The organism is Streptomyces sp. NPDC003943, from assembly GCF_053605265.1.
On record NZ_JBSGIW010000006.1, the window covers coordinates 1 to 14,587 of the forward strand.

At 72.9% G+C, this 14,587-nt stretch carries 14 protein-coding genes; 4 read left to right on the forward strand and 10 right to left on the reverse strand.

From position 1 onward, the window contains the following. Window positions 1-8: 8 nt before the first annotated feature. Complete coding sequence (locus ACWEV0_RS03945) at window positions 9-308, reverse strand: winged helix-turn-helix domain-containing protein (RefSeq protein WP_453146212.1); 300 nt, start codon at window positions 306-308, stop codon at window positions 9-11. Window positions 309-547: 239 nt separating this feature from the next. Here ACWEV0_RS03945 and ACWEV0_RS03950 point away from each other — a divergent pair, with 239 nt between their 5' ends. From ACWEV0_RS03950 to ACWEV0_RS03960, 3 genes are all read left to right on the forward strand, one after another. Beyond that, window positions 548-1,885: a DUF2252 domain-containing protein gene (locus ACWEV0_RS03950; protein WP_453146214.1), complete on the forward strand. Its 1,338-nt coding sequence runs from the start codon at window positions 548-550 to the stop codon at window positions 1,883-1,885. Between the two features lie 392 nt (window positions 1,886-2,277). Beyond that, window positions 2,278-3,684, forward strand: coding sequence for an alpha/beta fold hydrolase (locus ACWEV0_RS03955; protein ID WP_453146216.1), 1,407 nt, complete (start codon window positions 2,278-2,280; stop codon window positions 3,682-3,684). A 16-nt stretch (window positions 3,685-3,700) separates the two neighbouring features. Then, complete coding sequence (locus ACWEV0_RS03960) at window positions 3,701-5,365, forward strand: alpha/beta fold hydrolase (RefSeq protein WP_453146218.1); 1,665 nt, start codon at window positions 3,701-3,703, stop codon at window positions 5,363-5,365. 80 nt (window positions 5,366-5,445) lie between these two features. Here the strand turns inward: ACWEV0_RS03960 and ACWEV0_RS03965 are convergent, their stop codons facing one another. From ACWEV0_RS03965 to ACWEV0_RS03975, 3 genes are all read right to left on the reverse strand, one after another. Beyond that, entirely contained in the window at window positions 5,446-6,858 is a 1,413-nt protein-coding gene (locus tag ACWEV0_RS03965; protein ID WP_453146220.1) for an FAD-dependent oxidoreductase, read from the reverse strand. Between the two features lie 148 nt (window positions 6,859-7,006). Further along, window positions 7,007-7,555 (reverse strand): PadR family transcriptional regulator, encoded by a 549-nt coding sequence (locus tag ACWEV0_RS03970; RefSeq protein ID WP_453146221.1) that lies wholly within the window; start codon window positions 7,553-7,555, stop codon window positions 7,007-7,009. Window positions 7,556-7,660: 105 nt separating this feature from the next. Then, window positions 7,661-9,685 carry an FAD-dependent oxidoreductase gene (locus tag ACWEV0_RS03975; protein ID WP_453146222.1) on the reverse strand — a complete coding sequence of 675 codons (2,025 nt, stop codon included), beginning with the start codon at window positions 9,683-9,685 and terminating at the stop codon, window positions 7,661-7,663. A 200-nt stretch (window positions 9,686-9,885) separates the two neighbouring features. Between ACWEV0_RS03975 and ACWEV0_RS03980 the strand changes: the two genes are divergently transcribed. Next, window positions 9,886-10,197: a DUF6191 domain-containing protein gene (locus tag ACWEV0_RS03980; protein ID WP_453146223.1), complete on the forward strand. Its 312-nt coding sequence runs from the start codon at window positions 9,886-9,888 to the stop codon at window positions 10,195-10,197. 49 nt (window positions 10,198-10,246) lie between these two features. Here ACWEV0_RS03980 and ACWEV0_RS03985 read toward each other — a convergent pair whose 3' ends face one another. From ACWEV0_RS03985 to ACWEV0_RS04010, 6 genes are all read right to left on the reverse strand, one after another. Beyond that, window positions 10,247-10,678 carry a PTS-dependent dihydroxyacetone kinase phosphotransferase subunit DhaM gene (locus ACWEV0_RS03985; protein ID WP_453146225.1) on the reverse strand — a complete coding sequence of 144 codons (432 nt, stop codon included), beginning with the start codon at window positions 10,676-10,678 and terminating at the stop codon, window positions 10,247-10,249. After that, window positions 10,675-11,286 (reverse strand): dihydroxyacetone kinase subunit DhaL, encoded by a 612-nt coding sequence (gene dhaL / locus ACWEV0_RS03990; RefSeq protein WP_453146391.1) that lies wholly within the window; start codon window positions 11,284-11,286, stop codon window positions 10,675-10,677. The genes ACWEV0_RS03985 and dhaL overlap by 4 nt, the downstream gene beginning before the upstream one ends. 96 nt (window positions 11,287-11,382) lie before the next feature. After that, window positions 11,383-12,369 carry a dihydroxyacetone kinase subunit DhaK gene (gene dhaK / locus ACWEV0_RS03995; RefSeq protein WP_453146393.1) on the reverse strand — a complete coding sequence of 329 codons (987 nt, stop codon included), beginning with the start codon at window positions 12,367-12,369 and terminating at the stop codon, window positions 11,383-11,385. Between the two features lie 645 nt (window positions 12,370-13,014). Next, the gene (locus ACWEV0_RS04000) at window positions 13,015-13,353 is read right to left on the reverse strand and encodes a helix-turn-helix domain-containing protein (RefSeq protein WP_219664784.1); all 339 of its coding nucleotides are present in this window, start codon (window positions 13,351-13,353) and stop codon (window positions 13,015-13,017) included. 432 nt (window positions 13,354-13,785) lie between these two features. Continuing rightward, the gene (locus ACWEV0_RS04005) at window positions 13,786-14,082 is read right to left on the reverse strand and encodes an SCO5918 family protein (RefSeq protein ID WP_453146227.1); all 297 of its coding nucleotides are present in this window, start codon (window positions 14,080-14,082) and stop codon (window positions 13,786-13,788) included. 84 nt (window positions 14,083-14,166) lie between these two features. After that, a complete protein-coding gene (locus ACWEV0_RS04010) occupies window positions 14,167-14,457 on the reverse strand; it encodes a CBS domain-containing protein (protein WP_453146228.1) in 291 nt (96 codons plus the stop codon). Window positions 14,458-14,587 lie beyond the last annotated feature (130 nt).

The window sequence follows — 14,587 nt, forward strand, 5'->3', positions numbered from 1 at the left end:
GGGTGGTGTCACGCGGTTCGTCGTGGACCGGGCAGGCCGCGCGGCTCGTCCGCCGGGCCCGCGGCCGCGGCGGCGGCGAAGGTGCCGCGCCGGTCGGTCACCACGAGCCTTTCCTCGCGCAGGAGTTGGAGCGCGCTGCGGACGGTCTGCCGGTTGACGTGGAAGCGGAGCGCGAGATGGCGCTCGGCCGGCAGCCGGCTGCCGGGGGGAATGCGGCGGTGGGTCAGGTCGTCGCGGAGTGCGGCGGCGACCCGGAGGTAGAGCGGAAGCTCCGCCCTCGGCCCCTGCTCGGGAACGGGCTCGGCCATGTCTCGGACCCTCTCTGTCGTGCTGGGTTCAACCGTGCTCGGTTCAACCATTGCTCGGTGTGACCAATCGAGCCGTGTGGGTGATCAATTCCTATCATTGGTCTAAACCATTCCGGAAGTCCCGTCGGCGAGAGTGGCCGAAACGAGCGGCGCGCCTTGTAATGGATCGCACCAGCAACAGCGGCGACAGCGGCGTTCGGCGCAGCGGCCGTGGCGGTGTGAGGAGGCGGTGAGGCCGGATGACGACACCGTCCGAACGGGCCGAACGGGGCAAGGCCGCCCGTAAGCGTGTTCCCCGGTCCTCGCACGGGCGCTGGATACCCTCGTCGCAGCGTCCCGACCCGATAGCCCTCCTGGAGCGGGAGGCCGTCGACCGGCTGCCCGATCTCGCCCCCATCCGCTACGGCCGGATGGCCGCCTCACCCTTCGCCTTCCTGCGCGGCGCCGCCGCCGTCATGGCCGCCGACCTCGGCGCCACCCGCAGCACCGGACTCACCGTGCAACTCTGCGGCGACGCCCATCTGCTCAACTTCGGCGTCTACGCCTCACCCGAACGGACGCTCCTCTTCGACGTGAACGACTTCGACGAGACGCTGCCCGGGCCCTTCGAGTGGGACGTCAAACGACTCGCCGCCTCCGTCGTCGTCGCCGCCCTCCAGAACGGCTCCGCCAAGCCCAAGGCCCACCGCGCCGCCCTCGTCGCCACCGAGTCGTACCGCACGACCATGCGGCGCCTCGCCGGACTCGGCGAACTCGAGGTCTGGTACGAGCGGATCGCCGCCGACGACCTGTCCTCCCTGGTCCACGGCGCCAAGCGGGCCCGCGTCGAGAGCCGGCTCGCGCGCGCCCGCCGCCGCACCAGCCTCCAGGCCCTCGGCAGGCTCACCGAGAAGGACGCGTCCGGCCGGCACATCGTGGACGACCCGCCGCTCCTCGAACGGGTCACCGACGTCGACCGGATCACCATCGGAAAGATCTTCAGCGACTACCGCAGCTCCCTCGCCGAGGAGCGCCGGGTGCTCCTCGACCGCTACCGCTTCGTCGACGCCGCCCGCAAGGTCGTCGGCGTCGGAAGCGTCGGCACCCGCTGCTTCATCCTGCTCCTGGAGGGCCGCGACGACGCCGACCCGCTCTTCCTCCAGATCAAGGAGGCCGGCCAGTCGGTCCTGGAGCAGTACCTCCAGCCGAGCGCCTTCACCCACCAGGGCCACCGGGTGGTCAGCGGCCAGCGGCTCATCCAGGCCGCCAGCGACATCTTCCTCGGCTGGATGACCGGACCCGAACAACGCCACTTCTACTGGCGCCAGTTGCGCGACATGAAGGGCTCCGCCGAGGTCGAGACCATGTCACCGGCCACCCTCCGCGACTACGCCCGCCTCTGCGGCCGCGCCCTCGCCCGCGCCCACGCCCGCTCCGGCGACCGCATCGCGATCGCCGCCTACCTCGGCACCTCCGACGTCTTCGACCGCGCCGTCGCCGACTTCGCCCTGCGCTACGCGGGCCAGAACGCCGACGACTACGCGGCGCTGAGCGCCGGCATCGCCGCCGGCGTGGTCGTGGCGGCCCCGGGCGTCTGAACCGCCGGGAGCACGGACTGCTCCGAGTGGCGCCCATGAGTGGTGGACGTCTCCTCATGACCGCAGGCTGACGAGCACAGCGCTCGCCCGGCCACGCCGTCGCGGGCTCAGCCACGCGGTGTGGTCCCCGTGGGGGCCGCCGTGGTCCACAGAGAGATCCTTACATGACGGAAGAAGGTTCCGTACGCGCGCGTGCCCGGCGCCCGTACGGTCGCAGACGCCCCTCGCGCGCCGCGCGCACCGGACTCGCTCTCGTCGCGGCCGGACTCACCCTGCTGGGCGCGGCCGGCCCGACCGCGGCAAGCCCCCCGGCGGTGGGAGCCCCACCGGGACCGGGTGACACGGCGTCACCACCCGTCCGAGGGCCCCGGCCGGGTGGTCCGGCGCGGTTCGTGCCGGCCCCGTGCCCGAAGACGCCCGATCCGGTCCCCGGGCACTGCGGATTCCTGGAGGTACCCGAGAACCGCTCCCACCACCACGACCGCGGCGGCGGCCGCACCATCCGGCTGGCGGTCGCGATCATCCCGGCCACGGCATCGAAGCCGGCCGAGGAGCCGGTGGTGTTCATGGAGGGCGGCCCCGGCGGCGACGCCTTCGACAGCATCCCCTTCCTCATCGCCTCCGGGGTGAACCGGAACAACGACCTGATCGTCATGGCGCAGCGCGGCGGGCTCTACTCGCAGCCGAACCTCGCCTGCCCGGAGCTCGACCACTTCAGTGTGAAGGCCGTGGGACTGCGCTACGACGCCCCCTCGACCGGGCGGCTCCTGGTCCGCGCGGCCAAGAAGTGCCGACAGCGGCTGACGGCCGCCGGAGTCGACCTCAGCGCCTACAACACCACCGAGAACGCCGCGGACTTCGCCGCCCTGCGCACGGCCCTCGGCATCGACCGGTGGAACGTCTACGGGTACTCGTACGGCACCAACCTGGCCCTCACCTATCTGCGCCGCCACCCCGAGGGGATCCGCTCGGTGGCGATCGACTCGATCGCACCGCCCCAGGTCGTGAACCTGCCGTGGACCTGGGACAGCGCCGGGGAGGGGATCAGCGAGATCTTCGCGGCGTGCGAGGCCCAGCCCGCCTGCAAGAGCCGCTACCCGCACCTGAGGCGCACGCTCGACGAGCAGGTCCGCCGGCTTGAGGCGCACCCCCTGACCCTCGCGGCGGAGCCGCCGGGCGGCGGAAAGCCGGTCAAGGTCGACCTCGACGGCGGCGCGCTGATCAACATCCTCGTCGCCAACACCGTCAGGGCCGTCGACGTCCCCGCCGCACTCGACGAACTCGCCCACGGGAACCCGACCCGCTTCGCGCGCGCCCGAGCCGTCGACGTGTCGACCCGCATCGGCGCGTTCGCCCACGGCCTGACGCAGTCGGTGGCCTGCGCGGAATGGGCGCCGGGCTTCGGGGAGAACGACATCCTGAAGGCGGGCCGCCGGAACTTCCCCGGCTGGCCGGACACCGTTCTGGCCCAACCCCCGCAGCTGCCGTTCGAGCACCACGTGTGCGACGTCTGGAACGTCCCGGACCGCACCGCGATCCAGCGCGTGGCCACCTTCAGCAAGGTTCCGGCGCTCCTCCTCTCCGGCACCTTCGACGCGAAGACCGGCGCGAGCTGGGCCCGGGTCGCGGCCCGCGGCCTGCCCGGCTCCACCTCCGTACGGATCCCCGGCATCGGCCACTGGGTGGTGCCCCAGTCGCCGTGCGCGGCGAGCGTCCTCGCCTCCTTCCTCAAGCATCCGACCGCGCCCGACACCGGCTGCGTGGCAGGGCTCAAGCCCTCACCGTTCACCATCACCTGACACCGGAGACCGAATGATGTCCCTTCGACCACCTCATCACCGACGCATCGGGGGGCGCCTCCCGGCCGCGCTCGCCGGTGCCACCGCCGGCGTCCTCGCCGCCGGCCTGGTCGCCGTTCCCGCCCACGCCGAGTCCGGCCGCCCCGCGGCGCCGCTGGGCACGATCGCCGGGACGGCGGGCCACGCCCGTTTCGTACCGGGACCCTGTCCGAGGACGGCGGACCCGATCCCCGCCCTGAAGACCGCCCACTGCGGCACGCTGACCGTCCCCGAGACGCGCCACCGGCACGAAGGCCCGGACGGGTACGGCCACGAGGGCGCCGGCGGGTACGGCCACGAGGGCTCTGACGCGCACAAGGGCGGGGGACGCAGGATCACCCTCGCGGTGGCGATCATCCCGGCGGCCACGAAGAAGCACGCGGGCGACCCGATCGTGTGGCTCGCCGGCGGACCCGGCGACGACGCGGTCTCCGAGATCCCGATGGCGCTGAACGGACACCTGAACCGCGACCGGGACCTGATCTTCATGTCCCAGCGGGGCACCTACTCGGCCGACCCGCAGCTCACCTGCCCGAATGTCGACCAGTTCGCCGCGGACTCCCTCGGTCTCGTCTTCGGCGCGCCGTCCACCGGGCGTCTGCACGTCGCGGAGACGCGGAAGTGCCGCGACCGGGTGGTGAGCCGCGCGGCCGATCCCAGCGCCTACTACGGCCCCGAGAGCGCCGCCGACTACGACGACCTGCGCAAGGCGCTGGGCATCGAGAAGTGGAACGTGTTCGGCATCTCGTACGGCACCAACCTGGCCCTCCACTACATGCGTCTGCACCCGGAGGGCATCCGGTCGGTCGGCATCGACGGAGTCCTGCCGCCGGCCCTGGCCGGCGGGGCGGTGACCTGGAAGGCCGCCCGAGAGGGCTACGACGGCCTGTTCCGGGCCTGTGAGCAGCAGCCCGCCTGCAACACCCGCTATCCGCACCTCAAGGCCACGTTCGAGCGCCTCGTCGGCGAGGTCGAGGCCCATCCGGTCACCACGACCGTCACGGTCCCGGGTCAGCCGAAGCCGGTGAAGGTCGTGCTGGACGGCGGCGTCCTGGTGAACTGGCTGGCCTCCGCCACCCATGTGGCGGCCGGAGTGCCCCGCTCCATCGACGACCTGGCCCACGGCGACCCGCGGCGGATCGCCGAGCAGTGGGCGGGCGGCAAGCTCAGCCCGCAGGCCATCGGAAGGACGTCCCACGGGCTCGCCTACGGCATCTTCTGCAGGGAGTGGACGCCGTACGAGAGCGAGGCCGACGTGGTCCGGGCAGGCCGGCGCCTGTTCCCGTCCTTCCCCCGCTCGGTGCTGGTCAACGCTCCGTTCCTCACCTGGCTCCACCCGGACTGCGACGCCTGGGACGTCCCCCCGGCGGACCCCTCGATCCGGGACAGGACGTACAGCGACATCCCGACCCTCGTTCTGTCCGGCGGCTTCGACGCCCAGACCGCGCCGAGCAGCGGCGCGTACGCGGGAAGCACGCTGAGCCGGTCCACCGTCGTCACGGTGCCCTACGTCGCGCACGTGGTCTTCGCCGACTCGCAGTGCGCGCAGACGATGACCGTCTCGTTCTTCGACAGCCCGACCGCGCCGGACACCAGCTGTCTCAAGGGCCTCAAGCCGCCCACGTTCGAGATCGGGACGTAAGGGCCGGGTTCCGGCCCACCGGAGCGAGGGCGCGGCGGCGGTGTCCCCGCCGCCGCGCCCTCGCGGTGGACTCGTCCGCCTCAGCCGTTCGCGCGGCGCATCGGCGGCTCCGCCGGAGTCTCCGGCACCGGCCCGAACAGCACCGCACGGGCCACCGCCGGCGCGAACAGCCCCGTCAGCGGCGCCGTCAGGGTCAGCGCGGCGCGGAACGGCGCGCCGACCACCGGGTCGCCGGAGGCGCGCTGCTGGACCCGGGCCAGGTACCAGCCCGTCACCTTGTCGAGCGCACCGGTCCTCGTCGCGTCGCCGACCGCGCCCGGCATCTTCTTGTCGGCGCCGGCCGAGATGTCCCAGGCCTGCTGCGAGGCGTCGAGCAGCGCCTTCTGCACCCGCCGTGTCGACGGTGTGCGCTTCGGGTCCGACAGGGCCTTGCGCAGGGCGACCGCGCTGAGCGCGGCGACCGCCATGCCCTGCCCGTAGATCGGATTGAAGGAGCACAGCGCGTCACCGGTGGCGAGGAAACCGGCCGGGCGGCGGCCCGGACGGTCGTACCGGCGCCGGATGTTGGCCGTCTTGCGGAAGCCGTAGACGGGCCCGACCGGCTCGGCCTTCGCGATCCAGTCTCCCACCAGCGGGTGCGGCAGCCTGCGCGCGTACTCCTCGAACAGGGCCTCGTCCGTGGGCGGTTCGTCACCGCGCAGCCCCGAGAGCGTGACGATGTGCCGGCCACCGCCGAGCGGCACGATCACGCCGCCGTACGTCTGCGCGGGACCCGGCACGACGTAGATGCCGAGGGCGTCGGTCGCCGGGTCGGCGGGGGCCTCGTAGACCCGGCTGGAGTACGCGAGACCGGTGTCGAGCAGCTCCTCGTGGGGAGCCTCGGCGCCGATGGCGGCCAGCCAGTCCGCCGCGCGGGTCGAGCGACCGGAGGCGTCCACGACCAGGTCGGCGGCCAGCTCGCGGGTCTCCTTGCCGGCCCCGGCCCCGGCCCCCGCGCCGCGCTCGCGCAGCACCACGCCCCGTACCCGTGCGGAGTCGCCGACGAGGCCGGTGACCTCGGTGCCCTCGATCCGCTCGATCCGGGGATCGGCGAACACCCGCTTCCGCACCAGCCATTCGAGCTGGTTGCGCGGACCGGAGTAGAAGTGCGCGGTGGCCTCCGTACGGGCGAACCACTGCCCGGCCTGCCACTGCACCATGTCCTCGGGCATGCCCACCTTCGGCGCGCCGAGCGCGTGCAGCTCGGCGACGAAGCCCGGCAGCAGCTCGTCGAGGGCCCGCTGCCCGCCCTCGATCAGCACGTGCAGGTGCCGCCCCTGCGGAACGCCGGGCCGCGCGTCCGGCCCCTCGGGATAGCGGTCGCGCTCCACCACCGTGACCCGCTCGGCGTGCTCGCTCAGCACCCGCGCGGCCAGCAGCCCCGCGAGGCTCCCCCCGATGACCACGGCGTGACGTGACTTGCGTGCCCTGCGGGATCCCAACTCGTCGGCCATCCTCGCCCTTTCGCGTGGGTGGATCCACCCCCGTGGATCCGTCAGGTCTGTGACTGACCAGTATCCACGGCGGTGCGCGGCACGTCGCGGGTGCCGAGGCGCAGTTGACCGATGTGGTGGACGGCGGAAGGCGGCGGAGGTCGAGGGCCTAGGCGGGGTCCGGCGACTCACCCAGCTCGCTGATCGCCTGGGTCAGCCACTGCACCCAGAAGCGCTCCAGCTCGATCCCGCCCCGCAGCACCAGATGGCGCAGCCGGTCCGGCTCCGCCGTCCGCCGCGCGGGCGGGAAGTCGCGCACTTCGATCGCCAGGTACTCGTCCAACTGGGCCCGGTGCAGGCCGAGATGGCGCTCCAGCTCCTCCCGCAGGCCGCGGCCGCCCACCACCGCGGCCGCGCGCATGCGCAGCAGCAGCGCCGAGCGCATCGGCTTCGGGTCCTCCGCCGTCCCGACCCAGGACGCGAGCTCGGCGCGGCCGGCGGGCAGCACCTCGTACTCCTTCTTCTGGCCCCGCGCGGGGACGGCGGCGGGCAGGGCACGGATGTGCCCCGCCTGCTCCAGCTTGCCGAGCTCGCGATAGATCTGCTGGTGCGTGGAGGACCAGAAGTAGCCGATCGACCGGTCGAAGCGGCGGGTCAGTTCGAGGCCGGAGGACGGCTTCTCGAGCAGCGCCGTGAGGATCGCGTGCGGGAGGGACATGGACGCATCCTAGGTTCGACCGGTCGGACGGCTCGTGGACTCGGCGGGACTGGACGGGACCCGACGGGGCTCGGCGGGGCTCGGCGGGCCCCGGCGGCCGGCGGCCTACAGGGTCGCGGCGAGCCGCGTGCCCTGGTCGATGGCCCGCTTGGCGTCCAGCTCGGCGGCGACGTCCGCGCCACCGATCAGGTGCACCGCGCGGCCGCCGGCGACCAGCTCCTCGTACAGGTCGCGGCGCGGCTCCTGGCCGGTGCACAGCACCACCGTGTCGACCGGGAGGAGCTGCGCCTCGCCGTCGATGGTGAGGTGCAGGCCCTCGTCGTCGATCCGCTCGTACGAGGCTCCCGCCACCATCGTGACGCCCCGGTGCTTCAGCTCGGTGCGGTGGATCCAGCCGGTGGTCTTGCCGAGGCCCGCGCCGACCTTGCTGGTCTTGCGCTGGAGCAGGTGGACCTGGCGCGGCGGCCGGGGCCGCTCGGGGGTGCGCAGGCCGCCCCGGGTCTCGTAGGAGGTGTCGACGCCCCACTGCCGGAAGTACGTCTCGGGGTCCTGGCTCGCTCCCTCGCCGCCGTCCGTCAGGAACTCGGCCACGTCGAAGCCGATGCCGCCCGCGCCGAGGATCGCGACCCGCTCGCCGACCGGCACCCGGTCGCGCAGCACGTCCAGGTAGCCGACGACGCTCGGGTGGTCGACGCCCTCGATCTCGGGGACGCGCGGGGTGACGCCGGTGGCGACGACGACCTCGTCGAAGTCCGCCAGGTCGGCCGCCGACACGTACGTGTTCAGACGGACGTCGACACCGTGCTCGGCGAGCTGGACGCCGAAGTAGCGCAGGGTCTCGTTGAACTCCTCCTTGCCCGGCACCTGGTTCGCCACGTTCAGCTGGCCGCCGATCCGGTCGCCGGCGTCGAACAGCGTGACCGTGTGACCGCGTTCGGCCGCGGAGACGGCGCAGGCGAGACCGGCCGGGCCGGCGCCGACGACGGCGATCCGCTTGGCGAGGCGGGTGGGGGAGAGGACCAGCTCGGTCTCGTGGCAGGCCCGCGGGTTCACCAGGCAGGAGGTGATCTTCAGGCTGAAGGTGTGGTCCAGGCACGCCTGGTTGCAGCCGATGCAGGTGTTGATCGTCTCGGGGCGGCCGGCCGCGGCCTTCGCCACGAACTGCGGGTCGGCGAGGAACGGACGCGCCATCGACACGATGTCGGCACGGCCCTCGGCGAGGATCTGCTCGGCGACCTCGGGCGTGTTGATGCGGTTGCTGGTGACCAGGGGTACGGAGACCGCGCCCATCAGCTTCTTCGTCACCCAGGTGTAGGCGCCGCGCGGCACGGAGGTGGCGATGGTGGGGATGCGGGCCTCGTGCCAGCCGATGCCGGTGTTGATGATGGTGGCGCCGGCCGCCTCGATCTCCTTGGCGAGAGCGACGACCTCGTCGAGGGTGGAGCCGCCCGGGACCAGGTCGAGCATGGAGAGCCGGTAGACGAGGATGAAGTCCTCGCCGACCCGCTCGCGGATCCGGCGCACGATCTCCAGCGGGAAGCGCGTCCGGTTCTCGTACGAGCCGCCCCAGCGGTCGGTGCGCTGGTTGGTGGCGGCGGCGATGAACTCGTTGATGAGGTAGCCCTCGGAGCCCATCACCTCGACGCCGTCGTAACCGGCCTCCTTGGCCAGCTCGGCGCAGCGGGCGTAGTCCTCGACCGTCTGCTCGACCTCGGCGTCCGAGAGCTCGTTCGGCACGAAGGGGCTGATCGGGGCCTGGATCGGGCTCGGGGCGACCAGGCCGGGGTGGTACGCGTACCGGCCGAAGTGCAGGATCTGCATCGCGATCCGGCCGCCCTCGGCGTGCACCGCCTCGGTGATCAGCCGGTGCTCGGCGACCTCCTCGGCGTTGGTCAGCTTGGCCCCGCCGTCCCACGGCCGCCCGGCCTCGTTGGGCGCGATGCCGCCGGTGACGATGAGCCCGACGCCGCCGCGGGCGCGCTCGGCGTAGAACGCGGCCATGCGCTCGAAGCCGTGCTCGGTCTCCTCCAGGCCGACGTGCATGGAACCCATGAGCACCCGGTTGGGCAGGGTGGTGAACCCGAGGTCCAGCGGGCTCAGCAGGTGCGGGTACGGGGTGTTCGGGGCCATCGGGGCGCCTCCTCGCGCGGGGTCGTCACGCACTGTTGTAGACGACGCGCCAAGACTTCTGCAACAAGTTGCATAAAGGTGGGCGGGTGATGTGCGCCATGCCCCGTGCGGCGGACGCCCGTGAGACCCCGCGTGCACGGGAACGATCACGGAAGACGGCCCGTTGACCAGTCCATGGTGATGACAGCGGTCTGCTCCTGATGGGAGCGCTGCTGCTGGTGCTCTTCGCGCTGGCGTTACTCCGGCGGTTCGTCCACCGCACCGGCCGCCCACGGGCTCTGGCCCGCCGGCTCGCGGCCCGCACCACCGGGGGCAATCCGGCCGCCATGGCCGTCGACGAACTCTTCGCGCTCCTCACCCCGACCAAGCACGTGCGCCTGGAGCAGCAGCGGACCGACATGGTCCTCCGCCAGGACGCGGAGGACGGCGCACCACCCGCGACGGGCCTCGACCTGGACGCCGGCCGGGCGGTCGTGCGGCGGCCCGCGCCCACGGACCGGGCCGGCGACTGACCCGCGGGAGGAGCCGGCCGCTGCCGTCCCCTCCCACGGGCCGGGAGCATCACTCCTTGCGGTAGCCGTACGCCTCCGAGGCCGCCGCCACCACCGCGTCCAGGTCGCCCCCGGCGCTCGCCGTCACCAGCGCCGCCACGGCGCCCTCCACGAACGGGGCGTCCACCAGGCGCGCCCCCTCGGGCAGCTCGTCGCCCTCCGCAAGCAGGGCCTTCACCGTCAGGACCGCGCTGCCCAGATCGACCAGGAGCGCCACCCCGGCGCCCTGGTCGGCCGCCTTCGCGGCCCCCGTGATCAGGTCGGCGCTGGTGCCCAGACCGCCGTCCGGGGTGCCGCCCGCCGGGAGGATCGGCGCCGTGTCGCCGCCGCCCGCGAGGCCGCGGGCGAGTTCGGCGACCGCCGTGGCCACGGCCGCGCTGTGCGAGACGAGCACGATCCCGACGCGACGCGGCGGGCCTCCGCCCGTACGGTCCGCGGTCATGCGGCCACCTCCGGACCCGCCGTCTCCGTTTCCCCTGTCTCCGCTTCCGCTGTCTCCGCGAGCGCCGCGAACAGCAGCGCCGACGAGGTCGCCCCGGGATCCTGGTGCCCGACGGACCGCTCGCCCAGATAGCTGGCCCTGCCCTTGCGCGCCAGCAGGGGTACGGTCGCGAGCGCGCCCGCCTCCGCCGCCTCGCGGGCCGCCGCGAACGAGGTGCCGAGTGCCCCGGCGGCGGGTGTCAGGGCGTCCAGCATCGTCTTGTCGCCGGTCTTGGCGCCGCCGAGCTGTGCCACGGCGGCGACCCCGGCCGCCAGCGCCTCGGCGAGCGCGGCCCGGGTGACCTGCTCCGCGTCGCCCAGCGCCTTGCCGGTGCGGCGAAGGAGCGTCCCGTACAGCGGCCCGGACGCGCCGCCCACCGTGGAGATGAGCTGCCGCCCGGCGGCGACGAGGACCGCTCCCGGCGTGGCCGGCGGCTCCTTCTCCAGGGCGGCCGACACGGCGGCGAAGCCCCGCTTGAGATTGGCCCCGTGGTCGGCGTCACCGATCGCCGAGTCCAGCTCGGTCAGCCGGTCCGCCTCCCGGTCCACGGCGACGGCCGCCGCCGTCATCCAGTCACGGAAGAACCCGGCGCCGAAAGCCTCCTCCCGGCCCGCCTGCTGCCCCTGCCCCTGGCCCTGGTCGTGGCCGTGCTCGCTCATCGTCCCTCACCGTCCCCAGCGCAGCGCGGGCGTCTCGACCGGCGCGTCCCACAGCCGCAGCAGTTCCTCGTCCGCCTCGCACAGCGTCACGGAGCAGCCCGCCATGTCGAGCGAGGTCACGTAATTGCCGACCAGCGTGCGGGCGACCGGAACCCCGCGCTCGCCGAGCGCCCGCTGCACCTCGGCGTTGAACCCGTACAACTCGAGCAGCGGGGTCGCGCCCATCCCGTTGACCAGCGCGAGCACCGGTCCGCGCGGGCGCAGATCGTCGACGACGGCGCCGACGGCGACGTCCGCGATCTCCCGCGCGCTCATCATCGGCCGCCGCTCCCGGCCCGGCTCGCCGTGGATGCCGATGCCCAACTCCAGCTCGCCGTCGGGCAGATCGAAGGTGGGCGAGCCCTTCGCGGGCGTCGTCACGGCACTCAGCGCCACACCGAAGCTGCGCGAGCGCTCGTTCACCCGCCGGGCCACCGCCTCGACCCGGTCGAGCGGGGCGCCCTCCTCGGCCGCCGCACCCGCGATCTTCTCGACGAAGAGCGTGGCGCCGGTGCCGCGCCGCCCGGCCGTGTACAGGCTGTCGGTCACCGCCACGTCGTCGTCGACGAGCACCTTGGCGATCCGGACGCCCTCGTCCTCCGCCAACTCGGCGGCCATCTCGAAGTTGAGCACGTCACCGGTGTAGTTCTTCACCACGAACAGCACCCCGGCGCCGCTGTCCACCGCGGTCGCGGCCCGCACCATCTGATCTGGCACGGGACTCGTGAAGATCTCGCCGGCGCACGCGGCCGTGAGCATCCCGGGCCCCACGAACCCCGCGTGCAGCGGCTCGTGCCCCGAACCGCCTCCCGACACCAGGGCCACCTGCCCCGGCACCGGCGCGTCACGCCGCAGCACGACCCGGCTCTCGACGTCCACGGAAAGCTCGGGGTGCGCGGCGGCCATCCCGCGCAGCGCGTCCGCGACCACTGTCTCCGGGCCATTGATCAACATCTTCACGGGTGTCTCCTCGGGAAGCTGGCAGATGGGCCAATGAACTGGGTTTTCGCAGGTCATGGGTGGTGCGCGTGATTCATGACCTTGGCGTTCCTGGTGACTGTCGGCGATGTCTGTCGGCGCTGACGCTGACTTCGTTGACTGGGTGTCAGGTGATGAACTGGGCCCGACGGGGGCCTCGGCTGGGGACCTCTTCGGCAGTATCGACCTTGCGGCAGGGAAGTTCACGCAGATCTGACATATGCGCGCTCGGGTGGTGACACGCAGGGAAGCGAGGGGGAGAAGCAATCCCGGCCGGCCTCGCCTCCGTCGTGCTGCCGGCGACGAAGGCGCCGCGCAGAGGCCGGGCGGTCGGCTGCAACGACAAAGGCCCAGGTATCTGACCTGGGCCTTGGCAAGCCTCTCCGGCGAGCCGGTCGAAGGGTTCCGCTCGCACCTGTGTTCACCGCCGTTCACCGCTCCGAAGGGCACGGGCGGGGCCTCCATCTCCGAGGAATGGGCGGCCACGGCGGGGTGGATGAACCGTGGGGCCCGCCGGCAGCGATGGGTACCACGTGGTCGATGGCGGCGGACAGTGCGTCCGGCTACGGTGCTGCCTGGTTCAGTGGGTAGAAGCAGAGTCGCTGCGGGCGCCTGCGTCGCTCAGCCCTCGGCCGGAGGCTCTCCCTCGGCCGCCGCGCGGCGGTATTCGGCGTTGATGCGCTGGGCTTCTTCGAGCTGGTCCTCGAGGATGATGATGCGGCAGGCGGCCTCGATGGGCGTGCCCTGGTCGACGAGTTCCCGGGCGCGCGCGGCGATGCGCAGCTGGTAGCGGGAGTAGCGCCGGTGGCCGCCCTCGGAACGCAGCGGCGTGATCAGGCGGGCTTCCCCGAGAGCGCGGAGGAACCCGGGGGTCGTGCCGATCATGTCGGCGGCCCGGCCCATGGTGTACGCGGGGTAGTCGTCATCGTCGAGACGGCCGAGGGCATCGTCTGCTGTCATTCTCACCTCTCTGGGGGCGCGGCCGAGGAGCCCTGTGCTCTGGCGTCTTCCGACACCAGAGGCCCGAGGAGGACCGTGATCCGGTGGTGGTCCGCACGCGGAGCCACCGCCGGCACACTCCTCGCGGTGCTCGCGGTGCCGTGTGCGCTCGGGCACGGATGCTCTCCGCCCAGCCTTCCGGTGTGCGCCGGGGGCCCGACGCCTTCACCGAGGGTAATGCTCCCATCCGCACCACCGGTACCAGGGGGCCGTGCCATGATCCCGCGCGTGCCCGCATCACGGCCGACGTCCGCCGGTCCTCCGCCGCACGACTCCGTCGGGCGAGCGTCTCCCGCTCGCGAGGACCGGCCGAACGACAGCCGGAAGCCGGCATGAACGCAGCCGGTTCCCGGCGTACCGGTCCCTCGTACGGGATGTGCGCCCGCCGCGGGGTCAGACCGCTGTGGACGTGCCGAGCAGGGCGGACGCCTGCTGGACCGGGCCGTCCGTGGCCGCGGAGCGGGTACGGCAGGTGAAGCCGAGCCGGGTCATGGCACGGACGACCTCGCGGGCGCTGAAGTCGCGGCGGTCCTGGCGGGTGATGACGGCGCCGACCTGCATGGCGGGGTACTCACGGCGCCCGATGATCACGGATTCGCCGGTGACGGGTTCGGGCCTGACGTCTTTCATCGTCTCCAGGACACCGTACTTCGTCAGCTCGAACGGGAAGCGGGCGATGACGCAGCGCATAGGACCTCACAGAAGAAGCGGGGACGGGATCGGTCGGTACGGCGGTGGGGCGGGTGGGTGTTGCTCGGCGAACGGCCCGCGTCGTCAAGGACGGGACGAAGAGCGCGCGGGGCGCAGGTCACGCAGCTGTACCCGGTCGGTGTAGGCGGAGGTGGCGCGGAAGCCGTTGAGCTGGGCCCGGGTGACGAGGCCGGTGGGTCGGCCGTCGTCGTCCCGGACGATGAGGCGTCCGGTGCGTGCGCCGCTCATGACCGCCAGAGCCACCTCGACGGTCATGTCGGACCAGACGTGCGGCTCTGCCTCGTGGGCCGGGAGCGCGGGCGGGCTGCCGGCGTCGGTGTGCGCGGGGTCGAGCTGTGCCTGAATCGATGTCACATGCGGCTCCTGGGCGGGAGAGAGGAGTGGGGCCCCGGGGACGAGGTTCTGGCCGCCGAGACTGGATCCGAGTGCATGACGGGGTCGGAAGTGCCGCGCCGAGCGCCTTCGGCGCCGAGTGCGGCGAGCA